The 21,679-nt window shown below is 62.7% G+C and carries 20 protein-coding genes; 2 read left to right on the top strand and 18 right to left on the bottom strand.

What is annotated here, in order from left to right; translation table 11 throughout:
- Positions 1 to 2 precede the first annotated feature (2 nt).
- From gspD to ACW73L_RS10180, 14 genes are all read right to left on the bottom strand, one after another.
- Positions 3 to 2,513: a type II secretion system secretin GspD gene (gene gspD / locus ACW73L_RS10115; protein ID WP_498921787.1), complete on the bottom strand. Its 2,511-nt coding sequence runs from the start codon at positions 2,511 to 2,513 to the stop codon at positions 3 to 5.
- 14 nt (positions 2,514 to 2,527) lie between these two features.
- Complete coding sequence (locus tag ACW73L_RS10120; protein WP_498921788.1) at positions 2,528 to 3,235, bottom strand: type II secretion system protein N; 708 nt, start codon at positions 3,233 to 3,235, stop codon at positions 2,528 to 2,530.
- Between the two features lie 8 nt (positions 3,236 to 3,243).
- On the bottom strand, positions 3,244 to 3,819 hold the full coding sequence (gene gspM / locus ACW73L_RS10125) for a type II secretion system protein GspM (protein WP_498921789.1): 576 nt from the start codon (positions 3,817 to 3,819) through the stop codon (positions 3,244 to 3,246).
- Complete coding sequence (locus ACW73L_RS10130) at positions 3,794 to 4,924, bottom strand: PilN domain-containing protein (RefSeq protein WP_498921790.1); 1,131 nt, start codon at positions 4,922 to 4,924, stop codon at positions 3,794 to 3,796. The genes gspM and ACW73L_RS10130 overlap by 26 nt, the downstream gene beginning before the upstream one ends.
- Positions 4,925 to 5,051: 127 nt before the next feature.
- On the bottom strand, positions 5,052 to 5,966 hold the full coding sequence (locus tag ACW73L_RS10135) for a type II secretion system minor pseudopilin (protein ID WP_498921791.1): 915 nt from the start codon (positions 5,964 to 5,966) through the stop codon (positions 5,052 to 5,054).
- A gap of 35 nt (positions 5,967 to 6,001) precedes the next feature.
- The gene (locus ACW73L_RS10140) at positions 6,002 to 6,595 is read right to left on the bottom strand and encodes a prepilin-type N-terminal cleavage/methylation domain-containing protein (RefSeq protein ID WP_498921792.1); all 594 of its coding nucleotides are present in this window, start codon (positions 6,593 to 6,595) and stop codon (positions 6,002 to 6,004) included.
- Positions 6,592 to 7,212 carry a type IV pilus modification PilV family protein gene (locus ACW73L_RS10145; protein ID WP_498921793.1) on the bottom strand — a complete coding sequence of 207 codons (621 nt, stop codon included), beginning with the start codon at positions 7,210 to 7,212 and terminating at the stop codon, positions 6,592 to 6,594. The genes ACW73L_RS10140 and ACW73L_RS10145 overlap by 4 nt, the downstream gene beginning before the upstream one ends.
- Before the next feature lie 9 nt (positions 7,213 to 7,221).
- A complete protein-coding gene (locus ACW73L_RS10150) occupies positions 7,222 to 7,692 on the bottom strand; it encodes a GspH/FimT family pseudopilin (RefSeq protein WP_498921794.1) in 471 nt (156 codons plus the stop codon).
- Between the two features lie 5 nt (positions 7,693 to 7,697).
- Positions 7,698 to 8,132: a type II secretion system major pseudopilin GspG gene (gene gspG / locus ACW73L_RS10155; RefSeq protein ID WP_498921795.1), complete on the bottom strand. Its 435-nt coding sequence runs from the start codon at positions 8,130 to 8,132 to the stop codon at positions 7,698 to 7,700.
- Positions 8,133 to 8,203: 71 nt separating this feature from the next.
- Positions 8,204 to 9,421, bottom strand: a complete 1,218-nt coding sequence (locus ACW73L_RS10160; RefSeq protein ID WP_498921796.1) for a type II secretion system F family protein — start codon at positions 9,419 to 9,421, stop codon at positions 8,204 to 8,206.
- 4 nt (positions 9,422 to 9,425) lie between these two features.
- Positions 9,426 to 11,126, bottom strand: a complete 1,701-nt coding sequence (gene gspE, locus ACW73L_RS10165; RefSeq protein WP_498921908.1) for a type II secretion system ATPase GspE — start codon at positions 11,124 to 11,126, stop codon at positions 9,426 to 9,428.
- A gap of 218 nt (positions 11,127 to 11,344) precedes the next feature.
- Positions 11,345 to 13,597: a DNA topoisomerase IV subunit A gene (gene parC, locus ACW73L_RS10170; protein ID WP_498921797.1), complete on the bottom strand. Its 2,253-nt coding sequence runs from the start codon at positions 13,595 to 13,597 to the stop codon at positions 11,345 to 11,347.
- A 283-nt stretch (positions 13,598 to 13,880) separates the two neighbouring features.
- Positions 13,881 to 15,359, bottom strand: coding sequence for an alpha/beta hydrolase (locus ACW73L_RS10175; RefSeq protein WP_498921798.1), 1,479 nt, complete (start codon positions 15,357 to 15,359; stop codon positions 13,881 to 13,883).
- Positions 15,360 to 15,398: 39 nt separating this feature from the next.
- Positions 15,399 to 15,947, bottom strand: a complete 549-nt coding sequence (locus ACW73L_RS10180; RefSeq protein ID WP_498921799.1) for a hypothetical protein — start codon at positions 15,945 to 15,947, stop codon at positions 15,399 to 15,401.
- Between ACW73L_RS10180 and ACW73L_RS10185 the strand changes: the two genes are divergently transcribed.
- Positions 15,946 to 16,206 (top strand): hypothetical protein, encoded by a 261-nt coding sequence (locus ACW73L_RS10185; protein WP_498921800.1) that lies wholly within the window; start codon positions 15,946 to 15,948, stop codon positions 16,204 to 16,206. The two genes, ACW73L_RS10180 and ACW73L_RS10185, sit on opposite strands and share 2 nt — an antisense overlap.
- A gap of 69 nt (positions 16,207 to 16,275) precedes the next feature.
- On the top strand, positions 16,276 to 17,619 hold the full coding sequence (locus tag ACW73L_RS10190; protein ID WP_498921801.1) for an alpha/beta hydrolase: 1,344 nt from the start codon (positions 16,276 to 16,278) through the stop codon (positions 17,617 to 17,619).
- 12 nt (positions 17,620 to 17,631) lie between these two features.
- On the opposite strand, the gene ACW73L_RS10195 is transcribed toward ACW73L_RS10190, so the two are convergent.
- The 4 genes from ACW73L_RS10195 to phaC form a co-directional block, all read right to left on the bottom strand.
- On the bottom strand, positions 17,632 to 17,856 hold the full coding sequence (locus tag ACW73L_RS10195) for a FeoC-like transcriptional regulator (protein WP_498921802.1): 225 nt from the start codon (positions 17,854 to 17,856) through the stop codon (positions 17,632 to 17,634).
- Positions 17,857 to 17,872: 16 nt separating this feature from the next.
- Entirely contained in the window at positions 17,873 to 20,206 is a 2,334-nt protein-coding gene (feoB, locus tag ACW73L_RS10200) for a Fe(2+) transporter permease subunit FeoB (RefSeq protein ID WP_498921803.1), read from the bottom strand.
- Entirely contained in the window at positions 20,203 to 20,436 is a 234-nt protein-coding gene (locus ACW73L_RS10205; RefSeq protein ID WP_498921804.1) for a FeoA family protein, read from the bottom strand. Before ACW73L_RS10205 ends, feoB begins: the two co-directional genes overlap by 4 nt.
- A gap of 184 nt (positions 20,437 to 20,620) precedes the next feature.
- Positions 20,621 to 21,676, bottom strand: coding sequence for a class III poly(R)-hydroxyalkanoic acid synthase subunit PhaC (gene phaC, locus ACW73L_RS10210; protein WP_498921805.1), 1,056 nt, complete (start codon positions 21,674 to 21,676; stop codon positions 20,621 to 20,623).
- Positions 21,677 to 21,679: the final 3 nt, after the last annotated feature.

Here is a 21,679-nt window from a genome sequence, read left to right on the forward strand (position 1 = left end):
CGTCAGTTGAGCGCTTGCGGTCCTTTCCGGCCCTCTTGGTCGGGTGCGTCGTCAGCGTTGCCGTTCTCGACGGGGGGCTTGTTGAGACCCTTCAGCTTCCGACGGAACTCATTCGTGATATTGCGTGAGTCGGTTTCGTCGCCGACGACATGCGGTGTCAACAGCACGACGAGTTCCGTGCGCTCGGTACTGCGGCTCGTCTGACTGAACAGAGCGCCGATGATTGGCAACTGATATAGCCACGGAATTCCCTGCTGGGCTTCGCGACGGTTGTCCTGGATCAACCCGCCGAGTGCGAGCGTGTCCCGATCCTTCACGGCCACCGTGCTCTTGATCGTGCGGTTGGAAATCTGTGGCGAATCGATGTTCGAGATCGTATTGGTCGACGGTTGCGAGACTGTTTGGTTCACCTCCAGTACCACCAATCCACCGGCATTCACGCGGGGCCTGACATTCAAGATGACGCCGGTCTGCTGGTACTGGATGTTGTTGGTAATCAGCGGACTCGATCCACCGCTGGTGTTGGTCGTCGCAGAGGTCTGGATCGGCACCTGGTCGCCGACCACGATCTGCGCTTCCTGATTGTTCAGCACCATCAGCGAGGGCGTCGACAGCACGTTGAGCTTGCTCTGCTCCGCGAGCGCCTTCAGCAGGACGCGAATGTTCTGCGAATTGTTGACGATCGAGTAGTAGGTCAGGCCCGCGGGAGTGGCTTGTGCGGCGTTCATCGCCGTCAGCAGCGGTTGCAGCGCGTTACCTCCGCTGTTCTGCAATAATGACGCCCCCTGTGAGCCACCGTTGACGAACCATTGCAGACCATACTGCAGTTGCCCGATCAGCCGGACCTCCGCGACGGTGGCGTCGATCAGCACCTGCCGCGGCATCCGATCCAGTTCCTTGATGACCTCCATGATCTGGCGGTATTCCTGCGCCTTCGCCACGATGATCAGCGAATTGTTCGAGGAGTCCGCAACGATCCGCATCGTGCCCAGGTCCGCTGCCTGGGAGCCCTGTCCTGCTCGCCTCCCCGACGTGCCGGCAGCACCGCCACCCGATCCCGTGCCGAAGCCGCTCGTCGAACTGCCGGAACCTGAACCGAAGCCGCCGCCACCCGTCCCTGACGATCCACCAAGACCGCCTGAGCTGCCGCTCGCACTACCGAAACCGCTCGACCCGGACGAGGATCCGAAGCCGCTCGTACCACTGCCGCCGAAACCGCTTGACCCGCTCCCTGACGCGGAACCTAAGCCGCTGCCTGAACTGCCGCCGAAGCCGCTGCCGCCGGAGCTGCTGCCAAAGCCACTGCTGCCGAAGCCGCTGCTGCCGGAACTGCTGCCGAAGCCGCTGCTTCCGGAACGCCCGCCGAACAGACTGCCGGAGCGCCCGCCGCCGAGTTCGGAACCGGAAAAACCGGGTGCCACCGACCCTCGTGAGCCCGCGCCGCCAGCCTGTCCGAAAATGTTGCTCAGCGTTTCGGCCAACTGGACGGCATCCACGTTTTCCACACGGTAGACGTGCACACCGCCGGCCTTGTTCGTGTTGTAGCGATCGAGACGTTCCACCCAGTTTTCCACTTCGCGCAGATACTGTGGCTGCGGCGATACGGCGAGGATGGCATTAAGGCGCTGTATCGGCAGCATGCGCAGCATGCCCCCGACCGCGCCTTTGCCTTCATCGCCAAACAGCTTGCTCAATTCCTCGGAGACCACGTCAGCCTCGACGTTCTTCAGAGGATACAATCCCACTGTCATGCCGCGCATGATGTCGACGTCGAACAGGCGGACCGTGTCCATGACCGCCTCCAGTTCGTCCGAGGTTCCGGCCAGCAGCAGCAAGTTACGGAGATTGTCGACACGGATGATCGCCTTGGGCGGCATCAACGGTTCGAGAACCTTCTGCATATCCAGCGCGCTGACGTACCGCAGCGGCACGATCTGCAGTTGGAATCCCGCTGGCACCATCGCGCCATGCGCGCCGACACCGCCCCCGGGCGCATTGATGACCGCGTTCGCGTCCGGTTCGATTCGATAGAAGCCGCGGCTGCCAATGAGCACAGCACCGTTGGTCCGCAGCACCATCTCGAGGGTTGGAATCAGCTCATCTTCGGCCAGCGGCCGCGCCGTCTGCAAACTGACCTTACCCGTCACCTTCGGGCTGATCACATAGTTGGCCTTGAGAATGTCGCCTAGCACCGCCTTGGCCACCTCGCTGACATCGGCGTCATCAAAATTCAGCGTGAATCGCCCCTCCTTCGCAGTACGTCGCACGCGCTCTTCGGGCCGGCCGACGGCCGGCCCCGTCGCTGGAAAGTATTCAGCCTGCTTGAGAGTGTCGGTCCCTTCGATGGTTTCCTTCACGGGACGCGGCACAGGCGCCTTTACGCCCTCGATCATCAGGTTCCTGGGTAAGTCCTGTCCCTCGCTCATGCTCGGCCCCAGGTACTTGCAGCCCGCGCTCTCCAATAGCAGCGCCAGCGTTGCAACAGCAGTCTTTCGTGTGTGTTTCGACAACATGTTCGTGTTACGGCCTATTCCTCGCCCTCAGGCATTTCGTCGCCGGCCTCATTCATATCCTCTTCCGCCGCTGGGTCCCCACCGTCGCCGGACGCATCGAGATCTTCCGGGTCCGGCTCGGGAACATCCGGCGGTGGCTGCGCCCCCCGGCCGAGCGGTCCTCCCGGAACCGGGCCCCGCGGGCGTCCGGGGGGCGTTGCTGCGCTCGCGGTCTTGGGTTTTGGCTTAAGGAGCGGAAGGTCCTGCCGCTCATCACCGCGTTGTACCGTCACGCGATCCGTCTTCAGGTCGACCAGACGCCAGCCGCTGATCGAACCTCCCTTTCTGACCCGGCGATTCTTGCCTGACGCCTCCGCCAGAATGGCCATCTCGCCGCTGGGGCTGAACATGACGCCCATGAGCTTCAGATTGAGCGGCGTTGTATCCTGCGCCTGCGCCGCCTGCTTCTGCTCGTCTTCCGGGGGGGGCTTGCGTCCCTCGATGAACAGCGGCCTCTCGACAAAGTCGCTGAATTCCTCTACGGACGGGAGTTCGAACGCCTCGTCGTCATTGGCTGCGGGATCTGGCTCCGAAATCGAAGAGCCTACCTCCGGGGCCGGTTGCCCCCTGTCCGGCCGCTGCAACAGCACCAGTTCCACCGCGAGCCCGACACCGAGCGCGAGACAAACGATTGCGAGCGGGAAGGTCAGCGAGTAATCGGGGTATTTCGCAAGCCACTTCATAGAGGCGATCAGCCAGCACGCATATAGCCGACGACTTCGAAGTCGATGCTCAGGCGATCCGGCGCAACCTTGGATCCGGGACGCATCGGCATCCGGATAGGCCGGAGATTCAGGTTGTCCACCCACAGAATGGGTTGTGAGGTCTCGACGGCATGCAACACGTCCCGCAATACCCTTGTGCTGCCATTCATGCGAATTCGTACCGCGATGCGCGTCAACTGCTCCTCCTGCTGCTCCGGCACGACCTGCGTGCTGATCAGTTCACCGCCGGACGTCGTCACGATTTCCTTGATCAAAGTCTGCAAGTCTGCCGAGGCCAGTGCCGGAGTTTCCTTCGCAATGTATTGTTCGGAAACGCGCCCATGTTGTTTTATTTCCTCTACCCGCCGACTCCAAAGCGGTCGCTCGGCCGCGATCTTGCGATAACGCTCCAGGCGGAACTCCAACTCGTCGACCGACTCGGAATATTCCTTGCGGAGCGCTAGCAGCGGCGAAAATACCAGCATGTATATCAGCAATATTGCGAACAGCAGCAAACCAACCGCCAGCAACCGCTCCCTACTCAGACTCTTGAGTTCGACCACCCGATTCTTCAGGTTTGGAACCCGCAAACCGGCCATTGAGAACCTGACTGGCAATTTGGAACCGTTCGAAGCCACTGGATACGTCTTTGGTAACGGGAGATACGAAGCTGGTGTTATGGAGGTAAGGAGAAGCCTCCATCACCGCGATCAGGCTCGACGCCGACGGGGACTGTCCCTGCATCACCAGCCGCCGGTCTTTATACTGAAGGCCATACAACCAGGTGTTGTTCGGAATGACCCGGCTCAGTTCGTTTATCACATCGACCATCGCGGGCTCAGAGCGCTTCCGTTTCGTGAGGAAACTCGCCTCCCGCGACAGTTTCTCGGCATCCTGGCGCAGCGTTTCCACCTCCTTGGCGACTTTGCTGACTTTGCGAACCTCCTGCTCCAGCTCGGAGGATCGCTGGTAATCCCTCCAAATGGGCAGTATCCCGATGAGCAAAGCCAGACTTAGGAGCAGCACAGCGAGGCCAGAATTCAGTATCTTGGGAAGCCGTTTACGCGGCTTCTGAAACCGTTCCGGCAAGAGCTGATGCGCCCGCCGCGCGGGGTCCGCAGCAATCTCGACGCGATCCGGAAACCACCCGCTCGCGCTCAATTCCTCCAGCAGAGGATCCAGCCGGTTACGCGGTGTCAACACCAACTCGACCAGAATCTGTTTGCTGTCGGGCAACCGCTCGATCACCCGCACATGATAATACACTTGGGCGGCAGTGAAAGGCGTCAAGCGATCCAATTCGAAACCGGCAACCTGGAAAAGGTTTTCCGCTGTAGCTGCCGGAAGCCGAAAACGCCGCACCAGAGAATCCTCGGGGGTTAGGTCCAGCAGCACTGCGGCGTTTTGCACGTCACTGCGCTGACGCATCAATTCCTGCCGACGTGCATTTCCCTCTTCCGTCAGCGGAAAACACCCCAAATCCTCGATCTGGCCTGCGGTCCATAGTGATGCATGCAGCCCTGCGGGCGCTCTTTTGAGGATCAGAATAGGCCGGGACCCTCCGAACAGCTTCTTCAGCCAAGTCGGAATCAACGCAGCCAGTTCGTCACCCCACCACTGGAAGAAAGCGGCGACATCCAGTTTGATCGGTTGGGTCAGGAAGCTCATGAATTCACCACCGGGTAAGAAGCCAAGCCCGCATTCGCGCTGGGCCCGCCATGTCGCTGAACCGCATCACCTGCCGGCCTTCGGAGATGCTGGCGTCCAATCAGTTCGGGCTGTTCCAGCCAGACGTTCACGGCAACCGCCGACGTTCGGGCCGCATCCCGAGGCTCTCTTCGTCAGGCTGCTTGGCGGCCATGATCGGACGCCAGACCGCGAACGCAAACGGACCACCCCCACGGCTGCCGCCGCGCCGGATGACGGCCTCGACCGCAGCCGTTTGTTCTCCGGCGCTGACCACTTCCGCGGTGATGCGATAGGCCGCGTCCTGAGTCTGCGTAAACTTAATGTCCGGAGGCGGCGTGAGGCTCAGTTGCGGGCGCTGCTCACCCGGCGGCAGACTCCTCAACTGCATCAACTGCACGACCTGATTCTCGTTGTCCGCAAACACCAGACGCAGCATCTCCTCGGTCGCCCGGTAGGGGTTCAATCCGTCCTGTCCCGACCAGATCGTGAAATAGGGGGCGAGCCGCTTCGCGATAGCTGGCGTGATGCCCAACACTCCCGCCAACTCCTCGGGAGCGGCAAAGGGTCGATTCTGCGGTCGCGGGTTCTTACCCGCGGCCCGATAATCCTCGATTTCGGCCCCGTGCAGCCGCTTGATTCCGTCCTGATCGCGCCAGTCCAGAATCGCATCGGTCAGGCGGGTCGCCAACTCCAAGTCACGGAGCGCACGCGTCAGAAACGACCGCAAAGTCGCCTCCTGTATAACATTGAGGTCCAGCCTGCCACTTTCGTCGCTGACCCGCACCCGCACCTCACCGGTGGGAAAGCGCACCGTATAGGGTCTTCCGTCGCCTTCCCAGCGCTGTTTGGGATCGGGATGACTCAGCATGTACATCGCGTAGTTGATGGCCCCATCTGCCAGCGCCTGCCCCTCCGACGCCGCGAGCGCCGACTGGGACTGATCCAGGGCGCGTCGCGTCGACACGGCGAAGCCTCCAGCCATGATCGTCAGCACCGAAAGCACCCACAGGACCATCATCATGGCGATGCCACCCTGTCGGCGGCGCCTAGGGCACATCACGCGAGTGGCTCGATGCGAGGCGCGATGACGATAGCCGGCCAGGCTTCCTGGCCGCGGACCCGTACGCGGATAGATATCGCCGTGGGCATCATCTCGTCGGTCCACTCCTCGACCCAGACCGGTGGATCTCCCGGCGCCCGCGGAGCCAGGAACGCAAAGCGCACCTCCTCGACGTCCCGCAACACCTCCAGATCCTCGATCGGCTCCGCCTCACCGGACGTATCCACCGACCGGACCGACAATTTGAGTCCGGTTCGGTCGCGCCGTCGATCCACGAAGAACCGGAAGCGATACAGACCCGACTTGATCTGCGCGGGCAACAGCCCTATGTACTCGATGGCATCACGCGAGCCGCTGAACATCGGCTCCGGCCGCTGCTGCTCCATCATCCGCCACGGGATCGCATTCGTCAGGTGGCGACGGAAAAAGGAGCTAACGACCAGCATCTGGCTGGTCTGATCGATCTGTTCCTCACCCCGGTCCCAACTCCTGGCGCCGAGTCGCAAACTGCCCATCAGCAGCACCATCATGATCGACAACAAGGTGGTCGCAATCAGCACTTCGAGCAGCGTGAAGCCATTCGATCTCATTCTGCTCCCTCCTCGCCTTGCCCACCGCCCCCTGAGCCGCCGCCTGGACCGCCACCGGCGCCCTGTCCTCCGGCACCACCCGGCCCGCCCGCGCGTCCTGGCCCGCGCGGACCCTGGCCGGGCGTCGAAGTGTCGTTCGCCATGAGCCGCACGGTGTTGAGCTTGACCGAACGAGAATCCTCCTCACCCCAAGTCACCGTGACCTCGACCCAGTACGGCATGAAGGCAAAGTTCATGGCGCTGATCTGCTCCGTATCCACCGGTAGCGGCGCTACCTGAACCGTCCAGCGGTACCCACCGGCCAGCAGGCCGTCCTGCCGTCCCAGCCGCAATTCCTTTTCCGTGCCCAACGCCGCCAGGAACGACTCGGCAATTGTCGTTGCGCGGGCGTACCCGTCGGTCAGAACCGCAGCTCGCCCACCCCCGCCGAACACCCGCAGCACGACACCGAGACAGATGGCGAGGACCGAGAAGGCGACCAGCGTCTCCAGCAGCGAGAAGCCGGCTTGACGGCCTGGAAGGGGAGCCCCACACCCCCCGTCCGGCGGACGCGGGCGAGCACAAGCCCCATCAGACACGTGGTTGGTGCCAGCGCAGATGGCGAAAGCTAACAACATCCCGGCGCATCACCCGGCGTCCTCTTCGGTGAGGCTCACGTACCCTGTCAACCAATTGATGTCGATTAGCCGCTTACGCGGACCGGCTACCAGCGTCACGCGCCCCCCCGTCGACGAACCGTCCGGGAAGAACAGGACACTACCTCGGCCCTGATCGATGATCTCCGAATCCGCGGTGAACAGTTTCAACTCAATAGTCTCGGGCAATCGATAGATCTTCGGCTTGTCGGAAAGGGTGTAAATGTGCTGATGGATATCCAGCGTGAACCGGATCTCCCGGCGCTGCCGCAACGCCAGGCTGCGTGCGTGCCGCAGCGCGGACACCACATCCCGCGAGGTCGACTTGAGCCGTGCGGAATCAATCGCCGGCCCGAAATTCGGCATCGCGATCAAGGTCAAGCCGGCCGCCAAGGCCAGCGTCAGCAGCATCTCGAAAAGCGTGAACCCTGTTGCCGTGGCCGGGCTCCGCGGATGACCCAAAGAGCCTACTCCCAGCCCAGAATGTCTTGGTCTTCGCCCTCGCCGCTCTCGGCGTTGTCCGCGCCCAGCGAGAACAAGTCGAACTTGCCGTGTTGTCCCGGCACCACGTAATGATACGGATTGTTCCACGGATCGAGCGGCACCTTCTTTTTCCGCAGATACGGCCCGTTCCAGACACGGGCGCTGGCGGGCTGTTCAATGAGCGCCTGCAAGCCTTCGTCGGGACCGGGATATCGACCCACATCCAACCGGTACATGTCGATTGCCGAGGACAACTCTTCGATTTGCAAGCGGGCAGCCTTGGTTTTCGATTCGCCGAGGTGCTTCATGACTTGTGGCCCGACCAAACCGGCCAGCAGGCCGATGATGGCGAGCACGACCAGGAGTTCGATCAGCGTAAAGCCTGACTGTTGGGCCCTCGGTATATTTCGTTGGCGCATGGTGTTTTCCGTAGAGTAGTTGTTCGAATCTAATGGAAGTGAAGCCAGCCGATGCCGAACGCCATCCACCATCAGAAGGCCAGGTCATTGACACTGAGGATCGCCATCATGATGGAAGCGATGATGCCGGCGATGACCACGCCCAGGCCGACGATCAGTATGGGCTCGAGCAGCGCCAGCAAACGCTGGACGGTTATCCTGACTTCCTTGTCGTAGGTATTGGCGACACGCTCGAGCATCTCCGGCAGGTGGCCGGACTCCTCACCCAGCTTGATCATCTGGATCGCAAGGTCCGGTAGCCACCCGACTTCGGCCAGCGGGGCGGAAAGCCCGCCGCCCTGTTTTATGACACCGACGACGGCCTCGACCCGCTCGGCGGCAGCCCGATTGTTGAGTGTTTCCTTAACGATTGCCATGGCCGTCAACAACGGCACGCCGTTCTGCAGCAGGGTGCCCAGTGTCCGGCTCAGGCTGGATGTCTCGAGTTTCCGGATCAGCTCACCGACCAGGGGGGCCCACAGCAGGCGCCGGTCCAAAGCCGGGCGATGACGCGGGTCTGCCAGTTGGCTTCGCAGGATCAGCACGATACCGGCGACGACCAGCAGGATCAACCACCACCAGTTCTGCAAGCCCTCAGCCACCGCGATGACGATTTGCGTCGGCAGCGGCAACTCCTTGCCGGCACTCTCGAATAATTCCATGAACTGCGGCACGACGAACAATAGCAATACCATCAGGGACAGCGTGGCCATCACCAGCAGAATTGCCGGATAAATCATCGCCGTGACCACCGTGTCGCGCAGCTCCTTGGAGCGCTCCAGGTATTCCGTCAGGCGCTGTAAAACCTGTTCCAGTGCACCGCCCGCCTCGCCGGCACGAATTAGATTCACATAGAAACGGGAGAAGACGCCGCCTTGTGCATCAAGCGCTTCGGATAACTGGGTGCCTCCCTTGACCGCCTTGAGCACGCGATCGAGCAGTGCGTTCAGCTTCGGCTCGTGCGCCGTCAGGTCAAGCAGCACGGCCATGGCGCGGTCCAGCGGCAACCCCGCCTGCAGCAGCGTCAGCAGTTCCCGCGTGAAAAGCATGATCTCCTTGTGGCTCAGCTTGAGCCGCGATGCCCGCGACCCGCCCCAGGGCAGCAGCCGCGCCCCGGCGAGCCTGACCTGTATTGGGATAAAGCCTTCGGCCTGCAGTGCGGCCACCAGCGTCGCTTCGTCTGCCGACTCGCGCTCTCCTTCCATGGCTTCGCCGTCACGGCTGACGGCCTTGTAGGAAAACAAGGGCATGGGATCAGTCGCTCGACGTAACCCGGAGGATCTCCTCCACCGTCGTCAAACCCGCCAAGGCCTTTCGAATGCCGTCGTCGTACATCGTCCGCATTCCTTCCTGGATAGCCCGCTCCTCGATCTGTCGGGCTTGCGCATGGCTCATGACCAGGCGACGCAAGTCATCGCTCATGACCAGGAATTCGACGATCGCCAGCCGGCCGCGATATCCCGAGTTTTCGCAACGCTCACACCCGCCGGCGTGGTACAGGACCAGATCGCCATCCGGCTGCCACGTCCGAAGACGGAGTTCATGCGCGACTTCCGGCAGGACCGGATACGGTTGGCGACAGTCCTGGCACAACCGCCTGACCAGGCGCTGCGCCAGGATGCCATTGACGGTCGACGCAATCAGATAGTCCTCGAGGCCCATATCCAGCAACCGGGTCACCCCGCCCGCAGCGTCGTTGGTGTGCAGCGTCGACAAGACCAAGTGACCGGTCAGTGCCGATTGCACGGCGATTCGCGCCGTTTCGAGGTCGCGCATCTCACCGATCATGATGACGTCCGGATCCTGACGCACGATCGCGCGCAGCGCGCTGGCGAAGTTCAGGCCAATCTGCGGCTTGACCTGGATCTGGTTGACGCCTTCCAACTGGTATTCAACCGGATCCTCAACGGTGATGATCTTTCGCTCCGGGGTGTTGATCTTGTGCAGCGCTGTATACAGGCTCGTACTCTTGCCGCTGCCGGTCGGACCGGTGATCAGGATAATGCCGTGCGGCAATGCCAGCACATTCAGAAAACTGTCGAGCGCCGCGCCCTGAAAGCCCAACGAGGAGAAATCGAAGACGATGCTCTCCTTGTGCAGCAAGCGAATCACGACGCTTTCGCCGTACATCGTCGGTACGGTCGATACGCGCAGATCCAGTTCCTTGCCCTGCACCTGCAACTTGATGCGCCCGTCCTGCGGCAAACGCCGCTCGGCGATATTCAACTTGGCCATGATCTTGATGCGCGAGATCACCGCCGCGGTCGAACGGACCGGGGGCGCCTCGACTTCCCGCATGACCCCGTCGATGCGGTAGCGCACCTTCAGCCGCTCTTCGAAAGGCTCGACGTGGATGTCCGAGGCACGCGACTCTACCGCCCGCTGCATGATGAGGTTGACCATCCGGATCACCGGGGCTTCGCTAGCGAGATCCTTCAGATGCTCGACATCGGCCTCGTCGATGTCACCATCTCCGGCGAGATCGGCGACGATCTGCCCCATCGCACTCTTGCCCGTCCCGATCTGGGTCTCCAGCGCCCGATCGATCTCCGCCGCGATTCCGACCGACACACGCACCGGTGGTTCGAAGGCCAGATCCAAAGCATGGAATAGCGGTTCGTCGAAAGGGTCGGTGACCGCAAACAGTGCCCGGTCGTCACCGTAGGCTAGCCCAATGACATGATTTTCCTTGAGGAACCGTATCGGCACCGTGTCCGGCAACGGTGACGCCTCGGGATAGTCGGCCGGGGCAACCAGTGGCAGTCCGCTGATCTCGGCCAGGGCCTCGGCGACATCGCGTTCGGATGCCACGCCCAGCTTGACCAGCAGGGCAGGTAGCCGCAGATCGTCGGCCTGAGCGGCGAGACGGCGCGCGCGCGCCAGATCCGTATCGCGAATCTTCCCGCGCTGGACCAGCAACTCCGCGAAACGGTCGTAGCTATTCGCAGGAACGATCGGTGCGGAAGGAACCGCCGCATCATCCGTGGTCTTAAGAACGGTTGCCAATGTAGATGGGAATTGCCGTTTTCGAGAAAAATCAAACCGCGAGCATAGCGATTCGACCTGCCACCGTCCACACCCCGGCCGGCAAGGCTACAAAAGTTTTACATCAGCGCCGCGGCAGCCGGTGCGGTCGACACCCACCGCCGGCCGCCTCAGAGGCTACCGGCGCTCTAGCGCGGCAGACCCCTCGGAACCTCCTCCAGGGACTCGACCCGCTGAAATCCCCGGGGCAAATGGTTGCCACGCCGTCCGCGCGGGCCTCGGTAGTGTTCGAGGTCCGCCAACTGCAGAGTCAGGCCGCGTTTGCCTGCCTGGGCCTTCAGGGCCGAATCGGGCGCGACGCTGGCGAGCGCGACGATATGGTCCTCGCGCGTCGCGAGATCCGCCGGCTTGATCTCGATCAGTTTGTTGCCCTTGCCCTTGTTCAGCTTGGGAATGTCTGCAGCCGGAAACAGGAGCAACCGGCCCTGCAGCGAAGCGACGGCAATCCAGTCCCGCTCGGGGTCGGAAACACGCACCGGCACGAGGACCTGACTGCCTTCCGGCACGGTCAGCAGGGCCTTGCCGCCTCGATTCTTGGCATTCAGTTCACCCCGCTGCACCAGGAAACCATAACCGCTGTCGGTCGCCATCAGCAGCCAGTCGTCCTCGCCGCCGGCCATGACGGTCCTGAACTGCGCCCCTGCGGGTGGGTTCAGCTTGGCGGTCAGGGGCTCGCCCTGGCTCCGGGCCGAGGGCAGATCATGCACCGGCAGGCTGTAACTGCGTCCGGTGGAGTCGAGAAAATACGCCGGCTGGTTCGACCGCCCCAGCGCCACTGCCAGAAAGCCGTCCCCCGAGCGGTAGGTCAGCGTTGTCGGGTCGACGTCGTGGCCCTTGGCCGCACGCACCCAGCCCTTCTGGGAAAGGATTATCGCAACCGGGTCATTGCCGACCAAGGCCGTCGCGTCGATCGCCTGAGCCGCCTTGCGCACGACGATCGGCGAACGTCGCGCGTCACCATGCTTCGCCGCATCTTCGGTCAACTCCTTCTTGATCAGCGTGTTCAGCCTTTGCTGCGAACCCAGCGTCGCCTCCAGCTTCTGCCGCTCCGCTTCCAGATCGGCCTGCTCACCGCGAATCTTCATCTCCTCCAGTTTTGCCAGATGGCGCAGCTTCAGTTCAAGGATCGCCTCCGCCTGGATATCGGTGAGGCCGAAACGCCTCATCAGCGCCGGTTTGGGCTCGTCCTCGTGGCGGATGATCGCGATGACCTCGTCGATGTTCAGGAAGGCGATCAACAAGCCTTCGAGGACGTGCAACCGCGCAAGCACCTTGTCGAGGCGATGCTGCAGCCGGCGCCTTACGGTCGTAGTGCGATACTGAAGCCATTCGGCCAGGATCTCCTGCAGATTCTTCACCTGCGGCTTGCCGTTCAGCCCGATCACGTTCAGGTTGACCCGGTAACTCCGCTCCAGATCGGTGGTCGCGAACAGATGCGACATGACCTGATCCACCTCGACGCGCCGCGATTTCGGCATGATCACCAACCGGGTCGGGTTCTCGTGATCGGACTCGTCCCGGAGATCCTCGATCATGGGCAGTTTCTTGGCCTGCATCTGCGCGGCGATCTGCTCCAGAACCTTCGCGCCCGAAACCTGGTAGGGCAGCGCCGTTACGACGATGTTGCCGTCCTCCGCTTCATAGCGCGCGCGCAGCCGGATCGAGCCGTTCCCGGTCTGATACATGCGCACGATGTCGGCCCGCGGCGTGATGATCTCGGCTTCGGTCGGAAAGTCCGGCGCCTTGATCAGTTCGCAAAGGGCTTCGACACCGGTTTGCGGATGATCCAGCAAGTGGATACAGGCCGCGACCACCTCGCGAAGATTGTGCGGAGGGATGTCGGTTGCCATGCCGACGGCAATGCCGGAGGTTCCGTTCAACAGCAGATTGGGCAGGCGCGCCGGAAGCAGCGACGGCTCTTCCAGCGTTCCGTCGAAATTCGGCACCCAATCCACCGTGCCCTGCTCGAGCTCCGCGAGCAGCGTCTGCGCATAAGCCGTGAGCCGCGCCTCGGTGTAGCGCATCGCTGCAAACGACTTGGGGTCGTCGGGCGAACCCCAGTTGCCTTGGCCGTCGATCAGCGGGTAGCGATATGAGAACGGCTGGGCCATCAGCACCATCGCTTCGTAACACGCCATGTCGCCATGGGGGTGGTACTTGCCGAGCACGTCACCCACCGTGCGGGCGGATTTCTTGGGCTTGCTCTGCGGGCCCAGGGCGAGCTCGGACATCGCATAGACGATCCGCCGCTGCACCGGTTTCAGGCCATCGGCCAGCGCCGGCAGCGCCCGATCGAGAATCACGTACATGGAGTAGTCGAGGTAGGCCTTTTCGGTGAAATCCTTCACCGGCATTCGCTCGAAGGGGACGATATCGGTCATCGGGTCAGATCTGGGTCGTTGCGCGAGGCGCGTAACTTAGCACAGCGGCCGCCCTCCGTTTCGCGCCAGTAGACCGGTGCACCAGCGGACATTCCGAATCCAGTGGGGCACCGCGTGCTAGTTTCCGAGGGAAACTCTGAACAAAACCCATCCTGGTTTTGTTCGGAGCGGGTGAGACAGAACGCGGTTTCGCCTCACCGCAGCGGGTCGAACGTTGACAACGTTGGGTCCGGGCGAGTCATCCCTGCATCGCGGAAAGTTCTGCGTCAATCCTGAAGTTTTCCTAAGGACCGACCGCCGCGGCCGGCGTCGGCCGCGGGATACCCTCCTCTATGCGTGAGGCCATGTAGTCGAAGAAGGGATTACAGGTCGCGCGCAGCAGCGCATCCAGGCCGACTACCAACGCCCCGCGCTCGCCCCGCGGCGCCAGTGTACCGAGGTGGATGCCGAAATCCTCGTGCGGATCGGGTCGACGGCCGTACAGGCTGTCATCCGGCGGAAAGGGCAGTGCCACATGTGAAAGCGAGTACAGTTCGGAGGGATACGGGATGTCCAGGGGCCGGGTCCGTTCCGTCGTCTCGGCGGACTGGGTCGTTTGCTCGACCATGGCTGAACCATCCGGCCTGGCATTCGTCACCACGGTCAGGCGATAAGGCCGCGGGGGCGGCGGCAGGATCCGGCTCAATTTCGTCTCGGCCTCGGGCGATAGCAACAGACTGAGCTCTGCGCCCCGGTTCAGATCGAAAAGGACCAGCTCGCTGCCGTTGGCCGGAAGGTGATCATACAGTGCCGACAAGACAGCGCGAGTCGTAACCGTGTAGTCCATCACGGACTGGAAGGTCAATACCGGCGGCAGTTGCGCCAGCCGACCATCGCCTGCGTAGTCTGCGACCCGCTGCTGCAGCGCCTGGGTCAGTAAGTGGGCCTGCCGTGCCGCGTTGACCGGAAACGAGTTGTACTTGAACGGATTGAACTCCGGCAGCACACTGAGCCAAGCCGCTTCGGCGAAGGACGGTAGCATCGCGGGCAGGCCGGCGAGCCCCGCGAAACGCGCAAAACGGGTCAGGCCGATCATCGGCGAGATCAGCACCACGCGCGACGGACGCGTGAATCGCGCGTCACCGAGGGCATCGAGCGCGTACTTCATTGCCAGCGCCCCGCCGTTCGAGAAACCGATCAGATGCAGCGGTGCTCCGGGCGCGATGCGCCGGGATGCCTCCCGTACCGCCAACCGCGTCGCAGCCAGCCAGGTTTGCCAATCGACCTCAGTCAGTGCTGCGGGCACGGTCCCGTGCCCGGGCAGCCGGATCGCCACCGCCACATACCCCAGCTTCCGATAGCGCCGCGCGATGTGTCGCAAGCTGTAGGGCGAATCCGTCAGGCCATGCAGGAGAACTGCGGCGCCGATGGGCGGACCGTCAGGCTCGAGGATGTAGGACCGATTCCAGTCCGACGGGAAGCGGCCCGGGTAAACCGGACTGCCCGTGAAGTAGCGGTTAACCGGAACCCGGTCTTCCGCCGGCAAGCGCTCCGTCACCTCGTGCTGCACCTCGTCGAACAGGGACGCTTCCTGGGCCAGATACCCGGCCCAATCCGTCTGGTCGAGTTGCTCGGCCTTCCATTCGTGCGGGACAAACCGGTGCCACAGTTCAAGCGGCGCCCCCCGCTGCGCGTCATAAATGCGCGCCGCGAATAGCGTCGCGGCCACAAGCACCACGCTAGCCAGGGCGTAGCGAACTGATGCGGCGAGCCGGTCCCTCATCGCCGACAGTCGCAAGACATTGGCCGTGAGACCTCGACCTCACCCACGACGTGCATCCCCGGCAACACTGGCACGCGCGGCGCGCCAGGCGCGCCACCGGCCCCGCAGTTCACGCCCGGTTCGCCACAACCAGGAAGCGCGAACGGGCTCTACGAGCGCCGCTTCCCACCGCTTCCAGCCGGCGTAGAAGTGTGCAAACCAGCGGAGTTCCATCAGCACCGGACGGGTCAGCGTGAATACTCGCGCGATCAGCGTCGTGCTGATGAGTTTCGCGGCAATGATGACGAGAGGGCCGGCCAGGGCCTGTCCCTGGCCTACCAGCCAGACCCCTAGGACGTTTACCGGCAGCATCAGCAGGGTCGGCAGCGCGAAGACCGCGAGCGCTCCACCCGGCGGCAGAGAGGCGATGCGGCGCTCCAGCGCCGCGATCGCAGGCAAGCGCGCCAAGCGGACCATCAGTCGCTGCATCGGCTCCCAGCCCCACTCTTCGAACAGAATGATCAGCGCGATCGACCATTCGAGCGGAGCAATCAGGCAACGCAGCCAGAACGGCAACCGTGGCCTGGGGTGAACATAGGTATCGGTCATGAGTACGGACGAGGCATTGGGAGACGAACGAGGCGAGTTGCAATGGGCAATGCGGAGGCTTAAGGCACGACGCAGAATCAGTGGCCAGACCCTGCGACAAGGCTACCGTATCCCTCGCTACCGCTTCAATGCGGACGAGGGCTGGCCAGGAACCGGACAGCGACTGCCGTCGACGGAGCACCTCGAACTGTTCGCTGCCTCGGGTCGGAACAGCACCCCCTTGCGCTCCGAGAAGATGCGCAATCGCGACTTGGCCTAAAATGGGCCGTAAACCATTTCGCGTCGGCGACGGCCTCGCCAGCCTTTAGTCGACGCGGTTTCGTCACTGGTGCTGCGCCCGTTGATACCCGACTTCCGTACCCTCACCCTGCGATCCGTGGGGCTGGTGGCCAGCCTGCTCACCGGCTGCCAACCCGCGCCCCGCTTGATGCCGGTCCCGGCAGTATTCGCCTCGGGCGAACTGAGCCCTTTCGCGACGGCCCCCGCCGAGGAAAAGTCGAATCGCGTGAGTGTCTTCTACGCAACCAATCGTTTGCCGGTCGGACCGCGCGGCGCCCGGGTCCACACGATTTTGCCAGGCATGAGCCTGTATGTGGGGCAAGCCGCGGTGCGAATCGGTCCGATGGAAAAAACCTGGGATGAGTTGTATCGCGTGTCAGTGACGCCTGCCCGCACGATGCGCCCGAGAATGCAACTTGAGTCGCTGGAGGAACTCGCGGTCGTCAGAGAAGATGAGGACACAGGGGATCTGCAACCGGACACCCGTCGCTTCCTCGCAGCGATCGACGCCGCCTTGGCGAGAAGTCGCAACAAGGATCTAACGATCTATGTGCACGGCTCCAATTCCACGGTCGAACTGGCCAGCGCACAGGCCGCGCAGTTCCGCCACTTCACGGGCGGCAGCGCGGTCGTTCTGGCCTTCATCTGGCCGTCAGCCGGCAGCGGCCTGAGGTACTTTACCGACGTCCGGAACGCACGCGCATCAGTTCCCGTCTTCGCGCGCTTGTACGAATTGCTGGCGACGCACACGGCCGCGGAACACATCAACGTGCTGGCCTACAGCGCCGGCGCGCAAATCGTCAGTCCAGGCCTGGCGGCGTTGCACCGACCGTCCCGACGCGGGCGCCCGCAATCCCCACCGCGGCTGGGCGAAGTGTATCTCGCGGCACCCGACATTGCACTGCGCACGTTCATTGCCGAGCTGCCGCAGTATCTGGACGCCACCCGCCGGGTCACCGTCTCCGCTAATCTCGACGACGCCGCGCTGGGCCTGTCCAAGTGGCTGCACGGCGGCTCCAGACTCGGCAATCCCGACCCCTCGGAATTGTCGGAGGCGGAGTCTCACTGGTTGATCGGCGCCGCCGCGCGCTTGAGCTTCGACCTGATCAACGTCAAGCCCGAAGCGATCCCGGGTATGCCACGGCGCGCGCACGCATTTTGGTACGACCACCCCTGGGTCAGCAGCGATGTGTTGCTGAAGTTCCTGTTCCACATCCCGCCAGAGGCGCGCGGCCTGAACCAGAGCCGGACGGCCCAGGGATTCCCCTATTGGACTTTTCCGTCAGACTACCCACAGCGCGTCGTCGCCATCAAGCGGCGGTTGTTGCGGGAGGTGGCCGCTTCAGCCCGGGAAGCACCATCGTTCGAATCGGCGCAGCCGACGGCCGACTGAGCTTACCCGTCGTCAGGCTCCGTTCCACAGATAGAATTCGGTGAGATCGGTGGCGCAGTTGCAGCAGCCGGAACCACAGGGCGGGCACGCCGCGTCGCGGCTCACCTTGCCCTTGCGAATCCAGTGCTCCAGCATGCCCCGAACCGCTTCGGGCTCCACCTGGAAATGCAGTGCGAGGTCGCGCATCGAAACACGACCGCGCGCAGCGATATAGTCGCGAAGATCAACCAGCAACATGGCGCGTCTCTCCCGATCAGGATTTCATCGGCACCGGAGGGCCAAGAGCCTCCCCCCGCCGCCCCACGGTCCACAGCAACACGACCACCACGACGAATAGCGCGGTCAGCCCGCCAATCCACATCAGGGAGGACTCGGGGTGGCGGGCGAAAGTGGCCGCCTGGTAATACACCGTGGCCACCGCATACGCGATGCCCGTGGTCCAGGCGACGACGAAGGCGGCCCAGCGCCAGTGCGTTTCGCGATAGATCGCGGCGGTCGCCGCGACGCAGGGTATGTAAAGCAGGACGAATAGGAGATAGGCGAAAGCCCCGATACCCCCGTCGAAACGCGAGACCATGGCTCCGAGACTGACGTCGCTGGTGCCCTCCTCCGCCAATGCATCGGTATCGCCGACCGTGCGTAGCTTGAAAGGGTCGGCGTAGGTCCCCAACGCCTCCCAGGTATTCTCGGGGATGGTCGCCGTGGCCGCCTTCAGACCCTCCAGAAAGTCGAAGGGTTTCGACCCGACGGCCGACGCTGCACCCGCATCGCTGGCCGCCACCTGCGTGTACAGCGCGTTCAGCGTGCCGACGACGGCCTCCTTGGCGAAAATTCCGGTGAAGATGCCGACCGTGGCGGGCCAGTTGTCCGGTGTGATGCCCAGGGGCGAGAACACCGGAGTGATGGCGCGTCCGATGTCGCTGAGGATCGAATCCTGGGAATTTTCGTGTCCGAAGGATCCATCCCGACCCAGGTTATTCAGGAAACTCAATATGACCACTACCCCGATGATCGCTTTCCCCGCTCCGAACATGAAGCTCTTGAGGCGATCCCAGGTCCGCAGCAGTACGCTTTTCGCGGTCGGCAGATGGTAGGGCGGCAATTCCATGATGAAGGGTGTCGCTTCGCCACCCAACAGCGTCTTCTTCAGGACATAGCCCGTCAGAATCGCGACGGCGATGCCCACCAGGTACAGGGCGAAAACGACATCGTGCCCGCCACTCGGGTAAAACGCTGCGACGAACAGGGCATACACCGACAACCGCGCACCACAGGACATGAAGGGGTTCATCGCCACCGTCAGGAACCGGTCGCGCTCGCTGTCCAGGGTCCGGGTCGCCATGATGGCCGGAACGTTGCAGCCAAAACCGACCAGCAGCGGTACGAACGACTTGCCGGGAAGCCCGATGAAATGCATCAGGCGGTCCATCACAAAGGCCGCCCGCGCCATGTAGCCGGAATCTTCCAGGAAGGACAGGAAGAGATACAGGCAGCCAATGATCGGGATGAATGTCGCGATGATTTGCAAACCACCGCCGACACCGTTCGCCAGCAGCGTCGACAGCCAATCCGGGCTGTGCAGGCGCTCCAGCACTACCGCCAGCCCATCGACGAATAGCAAGGCCCCGATCTGATCGAAAAAATCGACGAAAATACCCCCGACGTTGATCGTGAACATGAACATCAGGTACATCATGCCCAGGAAGATGGGTATGCCGAGCAGGCGGTTCAGAACCAATTGATCGATACGGTCCGAAATGCTGCGCCGCAGACGCGTCGTGCGGCGCACGATGTCCTGGCTGATCGCATTGATGAAGCCATAGCGGCTGTCGGCGATCAGAATGTCGGCCTCCTCGCCGGTCTCATGTTCGATACGCGCCAGCAGTTCGGGCAACCGTTGCACGGCGGCGGGGCTCGCCAGCCGCACGCTCGGCACATCCCCTTCAAGCAGTTTGAGCGACAGCCAGCGCGTGTCGAGCTGGCGCCCCTCGTGCACCACCGAGCCCTGTATCGATACCAGTTCGTCGACTGCGGCCTCGATCGCGGGTGCATAGGCGACGCGAGTGGTGGCAATCCGAGTTTGTTCGAGTAGTCTGCGGATGCGTTCCCGGAGAGTTTCCAAGGCCTTGCCGCGTACGGCGACGACGGGCACGACTGGACAACCGAGGCGCCGCGACAGTGCATTGGCATCGATCTCGATGCCGAGGTCGGTGGCGACGTCCATCATGTTCAGCACGATCAGCAGCGGGACCTGCATCTCGAGCAATTGGGTCGTCAGGTAAAGATTGCGCTCCAGATTGGACGCATCGATGATGTTGATAAAGAGTTGCGCCTGGCCGGACAGAATGTAGTCCCGAGCGACCTTTTCATCCAGGGCGCTATCCTCCTGCAGAACGTCCAGCGAGTAGATCCCCGGCAAATCGACCACAGAGACCTCGAGGTCGCCGTCGCGATACTGGCCCTCCTTACGGTCAACGGTGACGCCCGGCCAATTGCCGACGCGCTGGCGCGAGCCGGTCAGCAGGTTGAACAGGGTGGTCTTGCCGCAATTCGGATTGCCGACCAGGCCGATGACCCGCTTGCTCATGCGGCGCGCCTCTCGACCAGCACCACACTGGCTTCGTTTCGGCGCAGACTGAGGGCGAAGCCGCGAACGCGGATCTCGACCGGATCGCCCAATGGCGCGAAGCGCACGACCGCGAAATCCGTTCCGGGCGTGAGCCCCATGGCCAGCAGCCGCGCCCGATACGCCCGACTGCCGGGGGCAAAACCCAGAACCCGGCCCAGTTCACCAGCGGCGAGATCGCGCAGGGTCATCAATATGTCTCCACGGGCGCGCGACAGGTCGCGACCACCCTTCTCGTTCAGCACCAAATGATAATGATTATCCTAATGCCAACCGAGCAAAGGAACAAGCTTCAGACTCGACGATCTCGCATCCGCGCCGCATGATGCGGCGTTGAACCCCGCCCTGACATCCTTACGCCGGAACCGGGGCGGCTCAAGGCATCCGCGCCTTTAGCCACTCGGCCACTCCGCGCGGAATGTCCTTCTGGGCGCGACCGCTGACGTAGATACCGATGTGACCGCCCTTGAACGCCATCGTGGTGTAGTCCTTGGTGCCAACATGCTGCTCGAGCGCGATCGACGCTGCCGGTGGCACGAGGTGGTCCTCCGTCGCGTAGACATTGAACAGGGGCATCGTGATCCGGCGCAGGTCGACGGCATGGTCGCCGATTCGCAGCCCGCCTGCGACTAGCCGGTTTTCCTGGTAGAACCAGGTGATGAACTGGCGATAGGCTTCGCCGGCCTGATCGGGACTGTCGAAGATCCACTTTTCCATCCGCAGAAAGTTCTTCAGCTTTACCGGGTCCTCGAAGATGTCCGCCATGTCGATGTATTTCTGGCCGGTAAGGCGAAACGGCTTCAGAGAAAGGAAACTCCAGTTCAGCAATTCGCCGGGCACGTTCCCGAGCGTGTCGACCATCAGGTCGACATCCAGATCCCGCACCCACCTGCCCAACACGTTGTCTGGCGTGTGGAAATCGACCGGTGTCACCATCGTGACTAGGTTCAGAACCTTATTCGGGTGCATGGCGGAAAAGCACAGACTGAAGGTCCCTCCCTGGCAAATACCCAGCAGATTGAGACTCGGGAGCTTGTGTTCGCGGCAGATGAAATCGACGCAACGGCGCAGATACCCGTTAAGGTAATCGTCAAGATCGAGGTAGCGGTCGGCCCCGTCGGGATAGCCCCAGTCGATCAGGTATACATCGAGGCCCTGGTCAAGCAACCCGCGAATCATGGACCGGTCCTCCTGCAGATCCGCCATATAGGGCCGGTTGACCAGCGCATAGACAATCAGCAAGGGCACCTTGGCCGGATCCGGAGTGCGCGAACGGAAACGGTACAGGATCACCTTGTCTTCCTGATACACGGGATCCTTCTCGCTGGCACCGACGTCGATGTCGCCGATCTGTCCGAGCGCGCCGATGCCGGCCGCCACTTTGCGGTTGAACTCCGTGAGTTCCTGAACTATCTGGTCGGGACGTAACATGTC

Source organism: Methylolobus aquaticus (genome assembly GCF_054172105.1).

Coding starts and splice junctions, on each gene's coding strand:
- gspD (WP_498921787.1), bottom strand. CDS start 2,513: ATGTTGTCGAAACACACACGAAAGACTGCTGTTGCAACGCTGGCGCTG.
- ACW73L_RS10120 (WP_498921788.1), bottom strand. CDS start 3,235: ATGAAGTGGCTTGCGAAATACCCCGATTACTCGCTGACCTTCCCGCTC.
- ACW73L_RS10130 (WP_498921790.1), bottom strand. CDS start 4,924: ATGAGCTTCCTGACCCAACCGATCAAACTGGATGTCGCCGCTTTCTTC.
- ACW73L_RS10135 (WP_498921791.1), bottom strand. CDS start 5,966: ATGATGATGGTCCTGTGGGTGCTTTCGGTGCTGACGATCATGGCTGGA.
- ACW73L_RS10140 (WP_498921792.1), bottom strand. CDS start 6,595: ATGAGATCGAATGGCTTCACGCTGCTCGAAGTGCTGATTGCGACCACC.
- ACW73L_RS10145 (WP_498921793.1), bottom strand. CDS start 7,212: ATGTTGTTAGCTTTCGCCATCTGCGCTGGCACCAACCACGTGTCTGAT.
- gspG (WP_498921795.1), bottom strand. CDS start 8,132: ATGCGCCAACGAAATATACCGAGGGCCCAACAGTCAGGCTTTACGCTG.
- ACW73L_RS10160 (WP_498921796.1), bottom strand. CDS start 9,421: ATGCCCTTGTTTTCCTACAAGGCCGTCAGCCGTGACGGCGAAGCCATG.
- parC (WP_498921797.1), bottom strand. CDS start 13,597: ATGACCGATATCGTCCCCTTCGAGCGAATGCCGGTGAAGGATTTCACC.
- ACW73L_RS10175 (WP_498921798.1), bottom strand. CDS start 15,359: ATGAGGGACCGGCTCGCCGCATCAGTTCGCTACGCCCTGGCTAGCGTG.
- ACW73L_RS10185 (WP_498921800.1), top strand. CDS start 15,946: ATGAGTACGGACGAGGCATTGGGAGACGAACGAGGCGAGTTGCAATGG.
- ACW73L_RS10180 (WP_498921799.1), bottom strand. CDS start 15,947: ATGACCGATACCTATGTTCACCCCAGGCCACGGTTGCCGTTCTGGCTG.
- ACW73L_RS10195 (WP_498921802.1), bottom strand. CDS start 17,856: ATGTTGCTGGTTGATCTTCGCGACTATATCGCTGCGCGCGGTCGTGTT.
- feoB (WP_498921803.1), bottom strand. CDS start 20,206: ATGAGCAAGCGGGTCATCGGCCTGGTCGGCAATCCGAATTGCGGCAAG.
- ACW73L_RS10205 (WP_498921804.1), bottom strand. CDS start 20,436: ATGACCCTGCGCGATCTCGCCGCTGGTGAACTGGGCCGGGTTCTGGGT.
- phaC (WP_498921805.1), bottom strand. CDS start 21,676: ATGTTACGTCCCGACCAGATAGTTCAGGAACTCACGGAGTTCAACCGC.